This is a genomic window from Streptomyces sp. NPDC048473 (genome assembly GCF_043200155.1).
Classification (GTDB): Bacteria; Actinomycetota; Actinomycetes; order Streptomycetales; family Streptomycetaceae; genus Streptomyces.
The window spans coordinates 124,407-141,225 of the sequence record NZ_JBICXE010000011.1; the positions used below are offsets into that span (position 1 = coordinate 124,407).

General features: G+C 70.6%; 12 protein-coding genes. 7 read left to right on the forward strand and 5 right to left on the reverse strand.

The genetic code is table 11. The features are described 5' to 3' along the window. Positions 1 to 104 precede the first annotated feature (104 nt). Positions 105 to 1,523, forward strand: coding sequence for a sugar porter family MFS transporter (locus tag ACGFU7_RS20255; protein ID WP_393697375.1), 1,419 nt, complete (start codon positions 105 to 107; stop codon positions 1,521 to 1,523). Positions 1,524 to 1,599: 76 nt separating this feature from the next. Here ACGFU7_RS20255 and ACGFU7_RS20260 read toward each other — a convergent pair whose 3' ends face one another. After that, positions 1,600 to 2,565 (reverse strand): LLM class flavin-dependent oxidoreductase, encoded by a 966-nt coding sequence (locus tag ACGFU7_RS20260; RefSeq protein WP_393697376.1) that lies wholly within the window; start codon positions 2,563 to 2,565, stop codon positions 1,600 to 1,602. Between the two features lie 58 nt (positions 2,566 to 2,623). Then, positions 2,624 to 4,024, reverse strand: a complete 1,401-nt coding sequence (locus ACGFU7_RS20265; RefSeq protein ID WP_393697377.1) for a purine-cytosine permease family protein — start codon at positions 4,022 to 4,024, stop codon at positions 2,624 to 2,626. Between the two features lie 109 nt (positions 4,025 to 4,133). On the opposite strand from ACGFU7_RS20265, the gene ftsY reads away from it, so the two are divergent. After that, a complete protein-coding gene (gene ftsY / locus ACGFU7_RS20270; protein ID WP_393697378.1) occupies positions 4,134 to 5,345 on the forward strand; it encodes a signal recognition particle-docking protein FtsY in 1,212 nt (403 codons plus the stop codon). 181 nt (positions 5,346 to 5,526) lie between these two features. Here ftsY and ACGFU7_RS20275 read toward each other — a convergent pair whose 3' ends face one another. Beyond that, the gene (locus tag ACGFU7_RS20275; protein ID WP_393697379.1) at positions 5,527 to 6,186 is read right to left on the reverse strand and encodes a bifunctional DNA primase/polymerase; all 660 of its coding nucleotides are present in this window, start codon (positions 6,184 to 6,186) and stop codon (positions 5,527 to 5,529) included. Between the two features lie 423 nt (positions 6,187 to 6,609). On the opposite strand from ACGFU7_RS20275, the gene ACGFU7_RS20280 reads away from it, so the two are divergent. From ACGFU7_RS20280 to ffh, 5 genes are all read left to right on the forward strand, one after another. Next, positions 6,610 to 8,085: a hypothetical protein gene (locus ACGFU7_RS20280; protein ID WP_393697380.1), complete on the forward strand. Its 1,476-nt coding sequence runs from the start codon at positions 6,610 to 6,612 to the stop codon at positions 8,083 to 8,085. A gap of 370 nt (positions 8,086 to 8,455) precedes the next feature. Further along, on the forward strand, positions 8,456 to 9,814 hold the full coding sequence (locus ACGFU7_RS20285) for an ammonium transporter (RefSeq protein WP_393697381.1): 1,359 nt from the start codon (positions 8,456 to 8,458) through the stop codon (positions 9,812 to 9,814). After that, positions 9,811 to 10,149, forward strand: coding sequence for a P-II family nitrogen regulator (locus ACGFU7_RS20290; protein WP_351196615.1), 339 nt, complete (start codon positions 9,811 to 9,813; stop codon positions 10,147 to 10,149). The genes ACGFU7_RS20285 and ACGFU7_RS20290 overlap by 4 nt, the downstream gene beginning before the upstream one ends. Positions 10,150 to 10,178: 29 nt before the next feature. Beyond that, positions 10,179 to 12,638, forward strand: coding sequence for a [protein-PII] uridylyltransferase (locus tag ACGFU7_RS20295; RefSeq protein ID WP_393697382.1), 2,460 nt, complete (start codon positions 10,179 to 10,181; stop codon positions 12,636 to 12,638). Between the two features lie 132 nt (positions 12,639 to 12,770). Further along, positions 12,771 to 14,321, forward strand: a complete 1,551-nt coding sequence (gene ffh / locus ACGFU7_RS20300) for a signal recognition particle protein (RefSeq protein WP_393697383.1) — start codon at positions 12,771 to 12,773, stop codon at positions 14,319 to 14,321. 66 nt (positions 14,322 to 14,387) lie between these two features. Here ffh and ACGFU7_RS20305 read toward each other — a convergent pair whose 3' ends face one another. Then, entirely contained in the window at positions 14,388 to 15,629 is a 1,242-nt protein-coding gene (locus ACGFU7_RS20305) for a phosphopentomutase (RefSeq protein WP_393697384.1), read from the reverse strand. Between the two features lie 26 nt (positions 15,630 to 15,655). After that, entirely contained in the window at positions 15,656 to 16,819 is a 1,164-nt protein-coding gene (locus ACGFU7_RS20310) for an alanine racemase (protein WP_393697385.1), read from the reverse strand.

Below are 16,819 nucleotides of genomic sequence, written 5' to 3' on the forward strand. Positions count from 1 at the left end.
GTGGTGGCAGTCGTGAAGTTATGTGCCACTTGGAAGAGCTCGCTCCCCCACCAGAGCTCGCCCCCCCCCACACCTGACGACGCGGCCAGGCATCAGGAGTACATGTGACCAGCACATCGCAGGGACCGGCGTCCGGAGCCCGAGAGGCCCATCCGGACCACCTCGGCCATGTCATCTTCATCACGGCAGCCGCTGCGATGGGTGGCTTCCTGTTCGGCTACGACAGCTCCGTCATCAACGGCGCCGTCGAGGCGATCCGCAGCCGGTACGACATCGGCTCGGGGACGCTCGCCCAGGTCATCGCCATCGCCCTGATCGGCTGTGCGATCGGCGCGGCCACGGCGGGGCGCATCGCCGACCGCATCGGCCGTATCCGCTGCATGCAGATCGCCTCCGTACTCTTCGCCATCAGCGCCGTCGGCTCCGCGCTCCCGTTCGCGCTCTGGGACCTGGCGATGTGGCGCGTCATCGGCGGCTTCGCCATCGGTATGGCATCGGTGATCGGCCCGGCGTACATCGCCGAGGTCTCGCCGCCCGCCTACCGCGGCAGGCTCGGCTCCTTCCAGCAGGCGGCGATCGTCATCGGCATCGCCATCTCCCAGCTGGTCAACTACGGCATCCTGCAGCTCGCCGACGGTGATCAGCGCGGCAAGATCGGCGGCATCGAGGCCTGGCAGTGGATGCTCGGCGTGATGGTCGTCCCCGCCGTCCTGTACGGGCTCCTGTCGTTCGCGATCCCCGAGTCGCCGCGGTTCCTGATCTCGGTCGGCAAGAAGGACCGGGCCCGGCGGATCCTTGAGGAGGTCGAAGGCGAGAACATCGACCTCGATGCCCGGGTGGCCGAGATCGAGACCGCCATGCACCGCGAGCACAAGTCCACGTTCAAGGACCTGCTCGGCGGGCGCTTCGGCTTCCTGCCGATCGTCTGGGTCGGTATCGGCCTGTCGGTCTTCCAGCAACTCGTCGGCATCAACGTGGCGTTCTACTACTCGGCGACGCTGTGGCAGTCCGTCGGCATCGACCCGTCGACCTCGTTCCTCTACTCGTTCACCACGTCGATCATCAACATCGTCGGTACCGTGATCGCGATGGTGCTGGTGGACCGGGTGGGCCGCAAGCCGCTCGCGCTGGTCGGCTCCACCGGTATGGCCGTCGCCCTCGCCTTCGAGGCCTGGGCCTTCTCCGCCCACCTGGTCGACGGCAAACTGCCCCACGCCCAGGGCATCGTGGCGCTCGTCGCGGCCCATGTGTTCGTGCTCTTCTTCGCCCTGTCGTGGGGTGTCGTGGTCTGGGTCTTCCTCGGCGAGATGTTCCCGAACAAGATCCGCGCCGCCGCGCTCGGTGTCGCCGCGTCCGCGCAGTGGATCGCCAACTGGGCGATCACCGCGAGCTTCCCGAGCCTGTCCGACTGGAACCTGTCGGGCACGTACATCATCTACGCATGCTTCGCCACGCTCTCGATCCCCTTCGTGCTCAAGTTCGTGAAGGAGACCAAGGGCAAGGCGTTGGAGGAGATGGGCTAATCCCCGCTGCCCCTCTCCTCGAATACGGAATGCCCTGGCCCGCACCCGCGGGCCGGGGCAGTTCCGGTGGGGCTGGTCAGCGCGCGACCGTCTCGCAGAACAGCCGCAGACTGCGCCACCCCTCCTCGACCGGCATCCCGCCGCACAGCGGATGCAGCACCAGACTGTCCAGTTCCCCGGCCACTCCGGCGCACTGGTCCGGGGTGATGACCCGGTAGACCCCTTCGTCCCGCAGCTCCGCCACCGTTGTCGCCGCGGAACGCACGGCCGAGCGGATGTCCTTGGACTGCCAGGAGGCGTACGTACGCGCCTCGTGCAGGAAGTGCTCGCCGTACTCCGCCCAGGTCCGGTCCGGGTCCTCGGACACATGCAGCAGCGGCGTCCGGGCGGACGGCATCATGCAGAAGCCGTCCGTCCCGAATTCCGCACGCTGCTGGTGGTAGTACGCCTCCAGCTCCGGCAGATGCGCGCTCGGGAAGAACGGCAGCCCGAACCGGGCCGCCCGCCGCGCCGCTGCCCGCGAGCTGCCGCCCACCAGCAGCAACGGATGCGGCTGGGTGTACGGACGTGGCGTGATCCGGACCGTACGGCCCCGGTACGGGAACGGCTCCCCGGTCCACGCCTGCAACAAGGTCTCCAGGAGCTCGTCCTGGAGCCGGCCGCGCCTGCCCCATTCGACGCCCGCCTGTTCGTACTCCTCGGGCCGGTAGCCGATTCCCGCCACCGTGACCAGCCGGCCCGCGCTCAGCAGGTCCAGGACCGCGATGTCCTCGGCCAGCCGCAGCGGGTCGTGCAGCGGACCGATGATCGCCGAGACGGTGACCGCGATGCGACGGGTGGCGCCGAAGACCGAACCCGCGAAGACGAAGGGTGAGGGCAGCCAGGAGTTGACGGCGCCGTGGTGCTCCTCGGTCTGTACGGTGTCGACGCCGTGCTCGTCGGCGTACGCGGCCATCTCCAGCGCGGCGCGGTACCGGGCCGAGAGCGACTCGGGGGTGGCATCGGGATCGACGAGATTGAACCGGACCACTGTGAAGGCCATGACACTTGTCCCGTTCGTCGGGCGGACTCGGCGAGCCGGGACAGTAGCTGATGAAGCGTCAGAAGTGTAGAGGTGCGTCGCCTCCGGGCCGTCCCCGTCCGGCGGGACGCGGCAGGATCGCGTACAGCGCGGCGGAGACGGCGATCGTGGCCGCCCAGCCCAGCCCGTGGCGCCCGATCCAGGTGGCGGCGAGCGGGCCGGAGAACCACTCCACGCCGGTGAAGAGCAGGCCCACCACCAGGCCCGCGGCCCACGCGGTCACGGCGGTCACGGCGAAACCGCCGGTGTACCAGTAGGCGCTGGCCGGTGTGGTGTCCAGGAGCGCCTCCGGATCGTATGTACGCCCCCGCAGCTGATCCACACAGAAGACTCCGATCCACGCCGAGAACGTCACCGCGAGCAGCGTCAGAAAGGAGACGAAGGAATCCAGGAAGCCCGCCGCCGTCATCATCAGCAATGAGCCCAGAAACAGACTGATGGCGGCATTCACCCCGACCGCCCAGGCGCGGGGGATCATGAATCCCAGTGTCTGCGCGGTGAATCCGGCCGAATACATTGACATCGCATTGATCAGCACCATGCCGACCACGGCGATCAGCAGATACGGCACCGAGAGCCGGTCCGGCAGCAGGGGGCCGATGAACGAGACCGGATCCTGGGTGACGGCCAGGCCGGGCGTGGCGACCGCCATCACGGAGCCCATCAGCACCATCGGCAGAAACACGATCCCGGCGCCGCCCACGGTCGCCACGACCATGGCCCGGCCGGACGCGGTGCGGGGCAGATAGCGGGCGAAGTCGGGGCCGGTCGGAACCCAGCTGATCCCGCCGGCCGCCAGTGTGCCGACCCCGGCGATCATCATCGCCGTGGGCCCGGCGGGCCTGTCCAGGACGTCCCGCCATTCGGTCCGGCCGAAGAGATGGATCAGTACGAGGACGCTGAAGCCGCCGAACAGATACGCCGACCAGGTGCAGCACACCCGCAGGGCGCGCACCCCCAGCCCCGACACCAGGAAGCTGCTCCCCACGAAGGCGAGCAGGGTCACCATGATCAGGGTGTTGCTGCTCTCGACGGAGAAGAGCAGATGCAGTACGGCGAGCAGGGCGTAGGCGCCGGTGACCGCGTTCACCGTCTCCCAGCCCCAGCGGGCGATCCAGATCAGCGAGCCGGGCAGCAGATTGCCGCGCTGGCCGAAGACGGCCCGGGAGAGCGCCATGCCGGGAGCCCCGCCCTGCTTGCCCGCGATCGAGACCAGGCCGACCAGCCCGAAGCTGACGACCGGTGCCACGATCGCCACGGCCAGCACCTGCCAGAAGTTCAGCCCGTTGAAGACGACGAGCCCCGCGCCCATGGTGAGGAGCAACACGGTCAGATTCGCGCCGGCCCAGGTGGGGAAGAGGGTCCGGACCCGGCCGGTGCGCTCTCTGTCGGGGACGGGTTCCAGGCCACGGGTCTCCACGGGCAAGATCGTACCTTTACCGCCAAAAGGTGCATAACACCCAAGGGGATACAGGGGTGATCCTTCGGGGAGGCCCCCGTGGGCGGACGTGACTGATACTGGGTGGGTTATGGAATTCGTCATCCTTGCTGTAGTCATCGCCCTGGTCGCGGTCGGCGTGATCAGCGGGCTCGTGGTCAGCAGCCGCAAGAAGAAGCAGCTGCCCCCGGCACCGTCGAGCACGCCGACCATCACTCCTCCCGCCGAGCCCCATGTCGGCGAGGAAGCCGAGACGCCGCGCGAGGAACCGCGCCGCACCATCGAGGAGGTCGGTCCCCCCTCGGCCGAGGCTCCCGCCGAGGAAGTCCCCGAGGCCGTCGAGCCGGAGGCGCCCGCCGCCCCCGCCCTCGAAGTGCCCGAGCCCACCGCGGGCCGTCTGGTACGGCTGCGTGCACGGCTCGCCCGCTCGCAGAACACCCTCGGCAAGGGGCTGCTCACGCTCCTGTCCCGCGACAATCTCGACGAGGACACCTGGGAGGAGATCGAGGACACCCTCCTCACCGCCGACGTCGGCGTCGCCCCCACCCAGGAATTGGTGGAGCGGCTCCGTGAACGCGTCCGCGTTCTCGGCACCCGTACCCCCGAAGGGCTGCGCGCGCTGCTGCGCGAGGAGCTCCTCACCCTGCTCGGCACCGACTTCGACCGCGTGGTCAAGACGGAGAGCGGCGTCGACACCCCCGGCGTCGTGATGGTCGTCGGCGTCAACGGAACCGGCAAGACCACCACCACCGGCAAGCTGGCCCGGGTGCTCGTCGCCGACGGCCGCAGCGTCGTGCTCGGCGCGGCCGACACCTTCCGGGCCGCCGCCGCCGACCAGCTGCAGACCTGGGGCGAGCGCGTCGGCGCCCGCACCGTGCGCGGACCCGAGGGTGGCGACCCGGCGTCGATCGCCTTCGACGCGGTGAAGGAAGGGATCGCCGAGGGCGCCGATGTCGTCCTCATCGACACCGCGGGACGGCTGCACACCAAGACCGGGCTCATGGACGAGCTCGGCAAGGTCAAGCGCGTCGTCGAGAAGCACGGACCGCTCGACGAGATCCTGCTCGTCCTCGACGCCACGACCGGGCAGAACGGCCTGGTGCAGGCCCGGGTGTTCGCCGAGGTCGTCGACATCACCGGCATCGTGCTCACCAAGCTGGACGGCACCGCCAAGGGCGGCATCGTCATCGCCGTCCAGCGTGAACTGGGCGTACCGGTGAAGCTGATCGGTCTCGGCGAGGGACCGGACGATCTGGCTCCGTTCGAGCCGGAGGCGTTCGTGGACGCCCTGATCGGAGACTGACGCCCCGCGCGCACGCAACAGAGCCCGACCGCATGATGCACCTGCGGTCGGGCTCTTCGGTGCTCCGGGCCCTGCGTCGTTGGCGGGCTCTGCGCCTGCGGCAGCAACCATCGATTGAGCAACCCCGACGGCGGGATCCCACCTCCGCGAAAGCGGCGGCGGCTCAGCCGCAAAGGGGCGCTCAGCCGCAAAGAGGCGCGCGATGGCAGCTGTACGCCAGCGTGCCCAGCAGCAGTCGCGCCTGCGGCGGCGCGGCCGCCGTGCCCAGCACCGGCGGGCGCAGCCACCGGACCGGGCCGAGGCCGCCCTCGTCGGACGGCGGGGCGGTGATGTGGCAGCCGGGCCCCAGCGCCCGCAGATCCAGACCCGCGTCGTCCCAGCCCATCCGGTACAGCAGTTGCGGGAGCTCGGCGGCGGCCCCAGGGGCCACGAAGAACTCCGCCCGCCCGGCCGGTGTCACCGCGACCGGGCCGAGCGGCAGCCCCATCCGCTCCATGCGTACCAGGGCCCGGCGCCCGGCCGCTTCGGCGACGTCGAGGACGTCGAAGGTGCGGCCCACCGGAAGCAGCATCGAGGCGCCCGGCGCCTGGGCCCACGCGTCCGCCGCCGCGTCGAGCGTGGCGCCCGCGGGGACCTCGGGGGCGAAGTCCAGCGGATGGGCGCCGGGGGAGGGGCACTTCGCCTCCCCGCACGAGCAGCGGCCGGCCGCTGCCCGCGCTCCCGGCGTGACGGCCCAGCCCCACAGCCCTGTGTACTCGGCCACTGCCGTGCACTCGGCCGCACGGCCGCGGCGCCGTGAGCCTGTGCGCATCTCGCGGATGCCGCCGATCGTGAAGCCCATGCCCCCTCCAACGGGTCCGACGCGTCGGTGGTTACGACGCGGAGCGTGGTCGTGACGCTCCGTCGTCACCGTCGATCCGTGGTGCGCCGGTGCACTCGGGGTCGTGTGACATGGTTCGCGCGCCCCGACGTGCCTCACTGCGCCCACTGCTGATCGCCGTGTGTCAAGTGAATCGCGCTCGACGGCGATGGCGTTCATTCGAAGGGGTGGCGAATGGTGGCGTTTCTGTAAGCGCCCTCGCGGAGCGGGTGATCGTAGGATTACCGTCGGTACACGAACCATGGAAGTATGTGCGCCCATGGGTATGCCGGAGGCAACTCGATTTCCTGTTCGATGGTGCGCAACCTCCGTATGGGCAGCATCGGATCAGGGCATTCTGATAGTGGTTCGCGCAACAGTATTCAGCGGGATGGGGGCGTTCCAGTGAGTGGCAGCGGCGCAGGCGATACGAATGCCGGTAAGCGCCCCAACGGGCAATTGAGCTCATGGTTCGTGCGCAGCGGCTGGTCGAAGGGCGAGCTGGCGCGGCAGGTGAACCGGCGGGCGCGCCAGATGGGCGCCCACCACATCAGCACCGACACCTCCCGGGTGCGGCGCTGGCTCGACGGTGAACAGCCGCGAGAGCCGATCCCGCGCATCCTCGCTGAGCTCTTCTCGGAGCGCTTCGGCTCCGTCGTCGCCATCGAGGACCTCGGACTGCGCTCCGCGCACCAGTCACCATCCGTGTCCGGTGTCGACCTGCCCTGGGCGGGCCCGCAGACCGTCGCCCTGCTCAGTGAGTTCTCCCGCAGCGATCTCATGCTCGCCCGCCGCGGATTCCTCGGCTCCTCGCTCGCGCTCGCCGCAGGACCCGCCCTGATCGAGCCCATGCAGCGCTGGCTGGTGCCCGTCGCCGCCACCGGACCCGCACACCCGGAGTCGGCCGCCACGGCCCGCCGCCCCTCCCGGCTCTCCAACCCCGAGCTCGACCTGCTGGAGTCCACCACCGCGATGTTCCGCCAGTGGGACGCGCAGTGCGGTGGCGGACTGCGCCGCAAGGCCGTCGTCGGACAACTCCACGAGGTCACCGACCTGCTGCAGGAACCGCAGCCGGCGGCCACCGCCAAGCGGCTCTTCCGCTGCGCGGCCGAACTGGCGGAGCTGGCGGGCTGGATGAGCTACGACGTCGGCCTCCAGCCCACCGCCCAGAAGTACTTCGTGCTCGCGCTCCACGCCTCGAAAGAGGCCGGAGACAAACCGCTCGGTTCGTATGTTCTGTCCAGCATGAGCCGCCAGATGATCCACCTCGGACGGCCCGACGACGCCCTCGAACTGATCCACCTCGCGCAGTACGGCAGCCGGGACTGCGCCACCCCGCGCACCCAGGCCATGCTGTATGCGATGGAGGCCCGCGCGTACGCCAACATGGGCCAGCCCAGCAAGTGCAAGCGAGCCGTCCGGATGGCCGAGGACACCTTCCTCGACGTCGGGATCGACGGCGAGCCCGAGCCCGACTGGATCCGCTTCTTCTCGGAGGCCGAGCTCAACGGCGAGAACTCCCACTCGTACCGTGACCTCGCCTATGTGGCGGGCCGCAGCCCCACGTACGCCACGCTCGCCGAACCCCTCATGAAGAAGGCCGTCCATCTCTTCGGCGAGGACGACGAGCACCAGCGGTCGTACGCACTCAACCTGATCGGCCTCGCCACCGTCCACCTCCTCCAGCGCGAGCCCGAGCAGTCCACGGTGCTGGCCGAGAAGGCGCTGCGCGTCGCCAAGAAGATCCGCTCGGAGCGCGTCAACACCCGGCTCCGCAAGACAGTCGACACCGCTGCCAGGGACTTCGGGGACATTCCCGAGGTTGCCGGGCTCACCGATCTCCTCACCGAGCAGCTGACCGAGACCGCAGAAGCGGTCTGAGCCGCACCCCAGGCCCCGGCCACGGCGACCACCCCCCACAGACCGACTTCGGCTCCCCCGATTGCCAGGTCAGCGGGTGGTCGGCGTGGCCGGTTCGCGTTGCCGTTCCCGTACGGGAGAGTCGTAACCGCACCGTATGCGGCTCCGGCCGCAGAGTAGGCGCGGCCCCGGATACGCCATGGCCGGTTCATGGGGACGTAACACACCGGATCTCTTCGTCACTCCTGCGAAACACCGTGCGGCATCGGCGGAAACCGCGCTGGGCGAATCTCATGGCGCATAACCGGCCCGCACCTTTTCCCCAGTGGTCCCGCACGTGGTCCCGCTCTTATCGCCCGCACGCGGCCGCACCGACGACGAGGAGACGCCGATGCCCCCAGGCATCACGACGCTAGCCGCAGACGCCCCGACGCTGTCTGCCGCCAACACCGGGTTCATGCTCATCTGCTCGGCACTGGTGATGCTCATGACCCCGGGCCTGGCCTTCTTCTACGGAGGCATGGTCCGCGTCAAGAGCACCCTCAACATGCTGATGATGAGCTTCATCAGCCTCGGGATCGTCACGATCCTGTGGGTGCTCTACGGATTCAGCCTCGCCTTCGGCACCGACGTCGGCTCCGTCATCGGCTGGAGCTCGGACTATGTCGGCCTCAGCGGGATCGGAATCACCCAGCTCTGGGACGGCTACACGATCCCCGTCTACGTCTTCGCCGTCTTCCAGCTGATGTTCGCCATCATCACCCCCGCACTGATAAGTGGCGCTCTTGCCGACCGGGTCAAGTTCACCTCCTGGGCCCTGTTCATCACGCTCTGGGTCACCGTCGTCTACTTCCCCGTCGCCCACTGGGTCTGGGGCGCGGGCGGCTGGCTCTTCGAGCTCGGCGTCATCGACTTCGCCGGTGGTACGGCCGTCCACATCAACGCAGGTGCCGCGGCGCTCGGCGTGATCCTCGTCATCGGCAAGCGCGTCGGCTTCAAGAAGGACCCGATGCGGCCGCACAGCCTGCCGCTCGTCATGCTCGGTGCCGGACTGCTCTGGTTCGGCTGGTTCGGCTTCAACGCCGGCTCGTGGCTCGGCAACGACGACGGCGTCGGCGCGGTCATGTTCGTCAACACCCAGGTCGCCACCGCTGCCGCGATGCTCGCCTGGCTCGGTTACGAGAAGCTCCGCCACGGCTCCTTCACCACCCTCGGTGCGGCCTCCGGCGCGGTGGCGGGCCTCGTCGCCATCACCCCGTCCGGCGGCGCGGTCAGTCCGCTCGGCGCCATCGCGGTCGGCGCCATCGCCGGTGTCCTGTGCGCCATGGCCGTCGGCCTGAAGTACAGGTTCGGCTACGACGACTCCCTGGACGTCGTCGGCGTCCACCTCGTCGGCGGTGTCGCGGGCTCCCTCCTGATCGGCTTCTTCGCCACCGGCGGTGTCCAGTCCGACGCCAAGGGCCTCTTCTACGGCGGTGGCCTCGACCAGCTCGGCAAGCAGGCCGTCGGTGTCTTCGCCGTCCTCGCGTACTCTCTGGTCGCCTCCGCGATCCTCGCCTTCCTCCTGGACAAGACGATCGGGATGCGGGTCGACGAGGACGACGAGGTCTCCGGCATCGACCAGGTCGAGCACGCCGAGACCGCGTACGACTTCAGCGGAGCGGGCGGCGGCGCGGCCCCGCGCACCCAGGCCTCCGCAACGGCACCGGGCACGACGGCAGCACCGAAGACGAAGAAGGTGGACGCATGAAGCTCATCACCGCAGTCGTGAAGCCACACCGGCTCGACGAGATCAAGGAGGCCCTCCAGGCCTTCGGCATCCAGGGCCTCACGGTCACGGAAGCCAGCGGATACGGGCGTCAGCGCGGCCACACCGAGGTCTACCGGGGCGCCGAGTACACCGTCGACCTCGTCCCCAAGATCCGCATCGAGGTCCTCGTCGAGGACGAGGACTCCGAACAGCTCATCGACGTTGTCGTGAAGGCCGCCCGAACCGGCAAGATCGGTGATGGCAAGGTCTGGAGCGTGCCGGTCGAAACCGCGATTCGCGTACGGACGGGCGAACGCGGCCCGGACGCACTCTGACCGACGGTCCCGAAACGAAAGGCAGCCGGGTGACGAGCACCGAAGTGTCCACCGAATCCGAAGACTCGGAACCCAGCGGCTACGCGGCGGCCCGGCTGCGCCTCCTCCAGGAGAAGGCGCAGTCCGGGCCGCCGCGCCGTGCGGCCCTCGCCTCGCTCACCGACGACTGGCTCACCGCGCTGTTCACCGCCGCGGCCGAACAGACCGGCGTCCGCGGCGCCGCCCTCGTCGCCGTCGGCGGCTACGGCCGCGGCGAACTCTCCCCGCGCAGCGACCTCGACCTCCTGCTCCTGCACGACGGCAACGCCGACACCGGAGCCATCGCCTCCCTTGCCGACCGCATCTGGTACCCCGTCTGGGACCTCGGCCTCGCCCTCGACCACTCCGTACGCACCCCCGCCGAAGCCCGTAAAACCGCGGGCGAGGACCTCAAGGTGCAGCTCGGACTGCTCGATGCCCGGCCCGTCGCCGGAGACCTCGGCCTCGTCGCCGCGATGCGCACCGCGATCCTCGCCGACTGGCGCAACCAGGCCCCCAAACGCCTCCCCGCCCTCGATGAACTCTGCCGCGAACGCGCCGAACGCCAGGGCGAGCTCCAGTTCCTCCTCGAACCCGACCTCAAGGAGGCCCGCGGCGGACTGCGCGACGCCACCGCCCTGCGCGCCGTCGCCGCCTCCTGGGTCGCCGACGCCCCCCGCGAAGGCCTCGCCGAAGCCCGCCGCATCCTCCTCGACACCCGCGACGCCCTCCACCTCACCACCGGCCGCGCCACCGACCGCCTCACCCTCCAGGAACAGGACCAGGTCGCCACCGAACTCGGCCTCCTCGACGCGGACGCCCTGCTCCGCCAGGTGTACGAGGCCGCCCGCACCGTCTCGTACGCCACCGACGTCACCTGGCGCGAGGTGAACCGCGTCCTGCGCGCCCGCTCGGCGCGCCCCCGGCTCCGCGCGATCCTCGGTGGCGGCAAGACCGCCGCCACCGAACGCACCCCGCTCGCCGAGGGCGTCGTCGAGGCCGACGGCGAAGTCGTCCTCGCCCGCTCCGCCCGCCCCGAACGTGACCCCGTGCTCGTACTGCGCGCCGCCGCGGCGGCCGCCCAGTCCGAGCTCCCGCTCTCCCGCCACGTCGTGCGCCACCTCGCCACCGCCGCACGCCCGCTGCCGGTGCCCTGGCCCGCCGAGGCCCGTGAGGAACTCGTCACCCTCCTCGGCGCGGGCGAGGCCACCGTCCCCGTCTGGGAAGCACTCGAAGCCGAAGGACTGATCACCCGGCTGCTCCCCGACTGGGAACGCGTCCACTGCCGCCCCCAGCGCAACCCCGTCCACACCTGGACCGTCGACCGCCACCTCGTCGAAGCGGCCGTCCGCGCCTCCTCCCTCACCCGCCGCGTCGGCCGCCCCGACCTCCTCCTCGTCGCCGCACTCCTGCACGACATCGGCAAGGGCTGGCCCGGCGACCACTCCGTCGCAGGGGAGGTCATCGCCCGCGACATGGCCGCCCGGATCGGCTTCGACCAGCACGACGTGGGCGTCATCGCCACCCTCGTACGCCACCATCTGCTGCTCATCGAGACCGCCACCCGCCGCGACCTCGACGACCCGGCGACGGTCCGCTCCGTCGCCACCGCCGTCTCCACCACCTCCACCCTGGAACTCCTGCACGCCCTGACCGAGGCCGACGCACTCGCCACCGGGCCCGCCGCCTGGTCCGCCTGGCGCGCCTCCCTCGTCACCGACCTCGTCAAACGCGTCGCCGCCGTGCTCGCCGGCCAGGCCCCGGAGGAACCGGAACCCGCCGCACCCAGCGCCGAACAGGAACGCCTCGCCATCGAGGCCCTGCGCACCGGCGAACCCGTCCTCGCCCTGCACGCCCAGGCCGAGACCCCGAACGAGGACGGCGAACCGGAACCCGTCGGCGTCGAACTCCTCATCGCTCTGCCCGACCGCCCCGGCGTGCTGCCGGCGGCGGCGGGCGTCCTCGCCCTGCACCGCCTCACCGTGCGAGCGGCCGATCTGCGAGCCGTGGAACTCCCCACCGAGCTCGGCGAGGGCGAATCCGCCGACCTGCTGCTGCTCAGCTGGCGGGTCGCGGCCGAGTACGGCTCCCTGCCGCAGGCCACCCGCCTCCGCGCCGATCTCGTACGCGCCCTGGACGGCTCCCTGGACATCCGGGCCCGCCTCGCCGAACGCGAGGCCGCCTACCCGAGGCGGCGCGGGGTGAAGGCCCCACCGCCGAGGGTGACGGTCGCGGCGGCCGGCTCACAACTGGCGACGGTGATCGAGGTACGGGCCCAGGACGCCCCGGGACTGCTGCACCGGATCGGCCGGGCACTGGAGCAGTGCGAGGTACGGGTGCGCAGCGCGCATGTGTCGACGCTGGGGGCGAACGCGGTGGACGCTTTCTACGTCACGGATACGGATGGTGAGCCGCTGCCCGAAGTACGGGCCGCGGAGGTGGCCCGCGAGGTCGAGAAGGCGCTCGGCTGAGCACCGCTGTGCCGTCCACAGGCCCTCGTCCGCCCATGAGAACCGGGCAAGGGCTTTGCGTTTCCCGGGGTCCGGATACCCTTGGGGACGACTGACCTGCCCCGCCCCCGACCCTGAGGACCGACGAGCGCCGTGTTCGATACTCTCTCCGACCGCCTTAGCGCGACTTTCAAGAACCTCCGGGGCAAGGGCCGCTTGTCCGAGGCGGACATCGACGCCACGGCCCGCGAGATCCGTATCGCCCTGCTCGAAGCGGATGTCGCGCTGCCCGTCGTCCGCGCCTTCATCGCCAACGTCAAGGAGCGGGCGCGCGGCGTCGAGGTCTCCCAGGCGCTGAATCCCGCCCAGCAGGTCGTCAAGATCGTCAACGAGGAGCTCGTAGGCATCCTCGGTGGCGAGACCCGGCGACTGCGGTTCGCCAAGAACCCGCCCACCGTGATCATGCTCGCGGGTCTCCAGGGTGCCGGTAAGACCACCCTCGCCGGAAAGCTCGGCCTCTGGCTCAAGGGCCAGGGCCACTCCCCGCTGCTCGTCGCCTGTGACCTCCAGCGCCCCAACGCCGTCAACCAGCTCAGCGTCGTCGCCGACCGCGCCGGTGTCGCGGTGTACGCGCCGCAGCCGGGCAACGGCGTCGGTGACCCGGTCCAGGTCGCCAAGGACTCGATCGAGCACGCCCGGTCCAAGCAGTACGACGTCGTCGTCGTCGACACCGCCGGCCGCCTCGGCATCGACCAGGAGCTGATGCAGCAGGCCGCGGACATCCGCGACGCCGTCAGCCCCGACGAGATCCTCTTCGTCGTCGACGCGATGATCGGCCAGGACGCGGTCAACACCGCCGAGGCCTTCCGTGACGGCGTCGGCTTCGACGGCGTGGTGCTCTCCAAGCTCGACGGTGACGCCCGCGGCGGTGCGGCCCTGTCGATCGCCCACGTCACGGGCAAGCAGGTCATGTTCGCGTCGAACGGTGAGAAGCTCGAGGACTTCGACGCCTTCCACCCCGACCGCATGGCGTCCCGCATTCTCGACATGGGTGACCTGCTCACCCTGATCGAGCAGGCGGAGAAGACCTTCAGCCAGGAAGAGGCCGCCAAAATGGCCTCCAAGCTGGCGTCCAGCAAGGGCAAGGACTTCACGCTCGACGACTTCCTGGCCCAGATGGAGCAGGTCCGGAAGATGGGCTCCATCTCCAAGCTGCTCGGGATGCTGCCCGGCATGGGGCAGATCAAGGACCAGATCAACAACATCGACGAGCGGGACGTGGACCGTACCGCCGCGATCATCAAGTCGATGACGCCGCACGAGCGTCAGGAGCCGACGATCATCAACGGCTCGCGCCGCGCCCGTATCGCCAAGGGCTCCGGTGTCGACGTGTCCGCCGTGAAGAACCTCGTGGAGCGGTTCTTCGAGGCGCGCAAGATGATGTCGAAGATGGCGCAGGGCGGTGGCATGCCGGGGATGCCCGGGATGCCGGGCATGGGCGGTGGCCCCGGCCGGCAGAAGAAGCAGATCAAGCAGGCCAAGGGCAAGCGCAAGAGCGGCAACCCGATGAAGCGCAAGGCCGAGGAGCAGGCCGCGGCGGCCCGTCGCGAGCAGGCGGCGGCGCAGGGCGGTGCGTTCGGTCTGCCGGCGCAGGAGGACAAGAACTTCGAGCTGCCGGACGAGTTCAAGAAGTTCATGGGCTGATCGCCCGACGACATGCCAAGGGGCGCCCGCCGGTGGTGGGCGCCCCTTGGCATGTTCCGCATGTTCCTAAGCGGCGTGCCGTCCCGGCCGCAGCGTTGTGCCGTTGGCCAGCTCCGCCGGGTCCAGGGACAGCGATGCGGCCGCGGTGGCGCCCACATCCGCGAGGCTGCCCGCGTCCGGCAGCAGTTCCACGCCGTCCGTTCCTGGCCGGTGGATCAGCACCGGCACGTACTCGCGGGTGTGGTGAGCGTGCCCGATCGTGGGGTCGTTGCCGTGGTCGCCGGTGACGATCAGCCGGTCGCCGGGGCTGTCGAGCAGCGCCACGAGCCCGGCGAGCCCGGCGTCCACCTGTTCCAGGAGGTGTCCGTAGCGCCCGGTGTCCTGCTGGTGCCCCGCCAGGTCGGTCTCCTGGACGTTGGCGACGACGAGCGCGTCGCCGGGGGCGCGTACCGCTTCGAGGGTGTACGAGAGCACGTCGGCGGTCTTCACGGCCGGGTGCCGCCGCGCCGCATCGCACGCCAGGATGTCGGCGGCCTTCCCCACCAGGGTGACCGGGATGCTGGCGCGGGCGGCCAGATCGGGGAGCTGGCGGGTGTGGTCGAGCCCGGCGCCCAGGTGCTGAACTTCCAGGCCGCCGTTGCGGTAGAAGCCGGTGGCGGGGGTGTCGAGGCCGACGGTTCCCGCATCGCCGGGGCGCACGAACTGCCTCAGTGGACCGTCCGCGTGGCCGCCGACCGCGATGACCCGGGCGACGGGCGCGACCGCGCGGACGGTACGGGCGATGGAGAGGATCCCGCCCGGCCCGTCGAAGGACAGGTCCTCCAGGCGGCCGGAGGCGTTCCAGTTGATCCCGGGGTCGGCCTCCAGGTTGTCGTGGACGAGGACCGTGCCGTCGACGACGAGGAGGGGTTTGCCGTCCAGCGGTTCGACGCGGTGGCCGGCCGCTTCGAGGGCTGCGGCCACCTCGGCCAGATGGCCGGCGAGCCGGGCCACGGTGACCCGGCTGAAGTCGGCGCCCATCATCGTCTGGTGGCCCGCGAAGGTGTCGGCGCCGGGGTAGCCGAGCGCGGCGCGGCCGGCGGAGACGGGCAGATGGGTACGACGGGCGAGGTCCGGGTGCGGGTGGACCAGGCCGAGACCCAGCGCGCCGAGCACCGGCAGGCGCAGCGGCCGGCCGAGGGCCGCGCGGCAGTGGTCGAGGACGTGTCCGCAGGTGTCGGCGGTGAGATCGCCGGGGCGCAGGGTGCCCGCGTCGGGCATGGCGCCGATGCCGAATCCGTCGATGACGACGATGACGGTCTTGGCCATGGGTGCCTCCTATTCAGGGGTCGGCCTTACAGGGCCCGGCCCTGGGCGTCGTACAGCCCGTTCAGCCGGGGAGAGCCGGAGGCGAGTCCGGAGACGACGGCGACGGTCGAGCGGGTGACGAAGATCTGGGTACGGAAGGCGAGCAGCGCGGTGTCGCCGAGCCGGACGTCCCGGCTGTCGGCGGGAGCGTCGAGCAGCCGGTAGTAGTCGATGTTCTCGGCGGGCGCGTCCTGCACGCCGAGGCGTGCGCCGGTGCGCGGCAGCAGGGCGCTGCGGATGTGGGACCGGGCGTAGAAGCCGCCGCCGCGGATCGCCGGGCGGCCGTCGTCGAGGGTGTGGGCGATCTCGCTGACGTACACGTACGCGGGCTTCTCGGGCTGCTGCGGGTCGAGGGCGTGCAGCGGGGTGGTGCCGGTGAGGGCGTGGCCGGGTTCGCCGTGGGTGGCGCCGAGTTCGGCGAGCAGGGGGAGGGAGGCCATCGAGGTGGCGCTGGGGGCGCTCAGTTTGAGGTGCTCGTGGCCCCGGGCGGCCAGGACTTCGCAGGCCTTGAGGGCGAGCGCGAAGCTGGGGGTGGCGCGGGGGATGCCGGTCGCCGGGTCGCACAGGACGCAGGGGAAGGCGGTGACGCCCGCGATCCGGATGCCGGGCAGCTGTTCGGCGGCCTCGGCGAAGGCGTCGAGACTGCTCAGCGGGACGCCGCCCTCCTGGCCGGGGTAGACGGTGCCCTCGGCGCCTTCGAGACGTACGAGAACGTCCTGGACGAAGCCGAGCCGCCGGGCGGTCTCGGACACGGCCCGGGCGTTGGCGAGATCGAACACGGTGACGGTCTCGGGGCGCCAGGCCAGCATTTCGGGCAGTGCGCGGCGGGGGATCTGTACCAGGTGGCCGAGGTTGCCGGCCTGTGCGCCCGTGGCGTGCAGCGTGCGGGCCTCGGGCGGGTCGATCGCGGCGAACCTGGGGATGTGCCGGGCGATGGCCCTGATCAGCTCGGGGTTGCGGCCCAGCTGTTTGACGACGAACCAGAGGCCGATGCCGACCCGTTCGGCCTCGGCCGCCAGCAGCGCGGCGTTGGCCTCCACGGCATCGAGGTCCATCACATAGGTGTCGGGCGGGATCTCGCCGCGCCGGTGAAGGGTGGCCGCGGCGTCGACGAGCTCGGGGTTGCGGGTGAGCACGGTGTCGAGAAACAC

Bases quoted from the DNA above. Each gene is read 5' to 3' on its own strand.
- ACGFU7_RS20260 (WP_393697376.1), bottom strand. From the start codon at position 2,565: ATGGCCTTCACAGTGGTCCGGTTCAATCTCGTCGATCCCGATGCCACC.
- ftsY (WP_393697378.1), top strand. From the start codon at position 4,134: ATGGAATTCGTCATCCTTGCTGTAGTCATCGCCCTGGTCGCGGTCGGC.
- ACGFU7_RS20275 (WP_393697379.1), bottom strand. From the start codon at position 6,186: ATGGGCTTCACGATCGGCGGCATCCGCGAGATGCGCACAGGCTCACGG.
- ACGFU7_RS20285 (WP_393697381.1), top strand. From the start codon at position 8,456: ATGCCCCCAGGCATCACGACGCTAGCCGCAGACGCCCCGACGCTGTCT.
- ACGFU7_RS20290 (WP_351196615.1), top strand. From the start codon at position 9,811: ATGAAGCTCATCACCGCAGTCGTGAAGCCACACCGGCTCGACGAGATC.
- ACGFU7_RS20305 (WP_393697384.1), bottom strand. From the start codon at position 15,629: ATGGCCAAGACCGTCATCGTCGTCATCGACGGATTCGGCATCGGCGCC.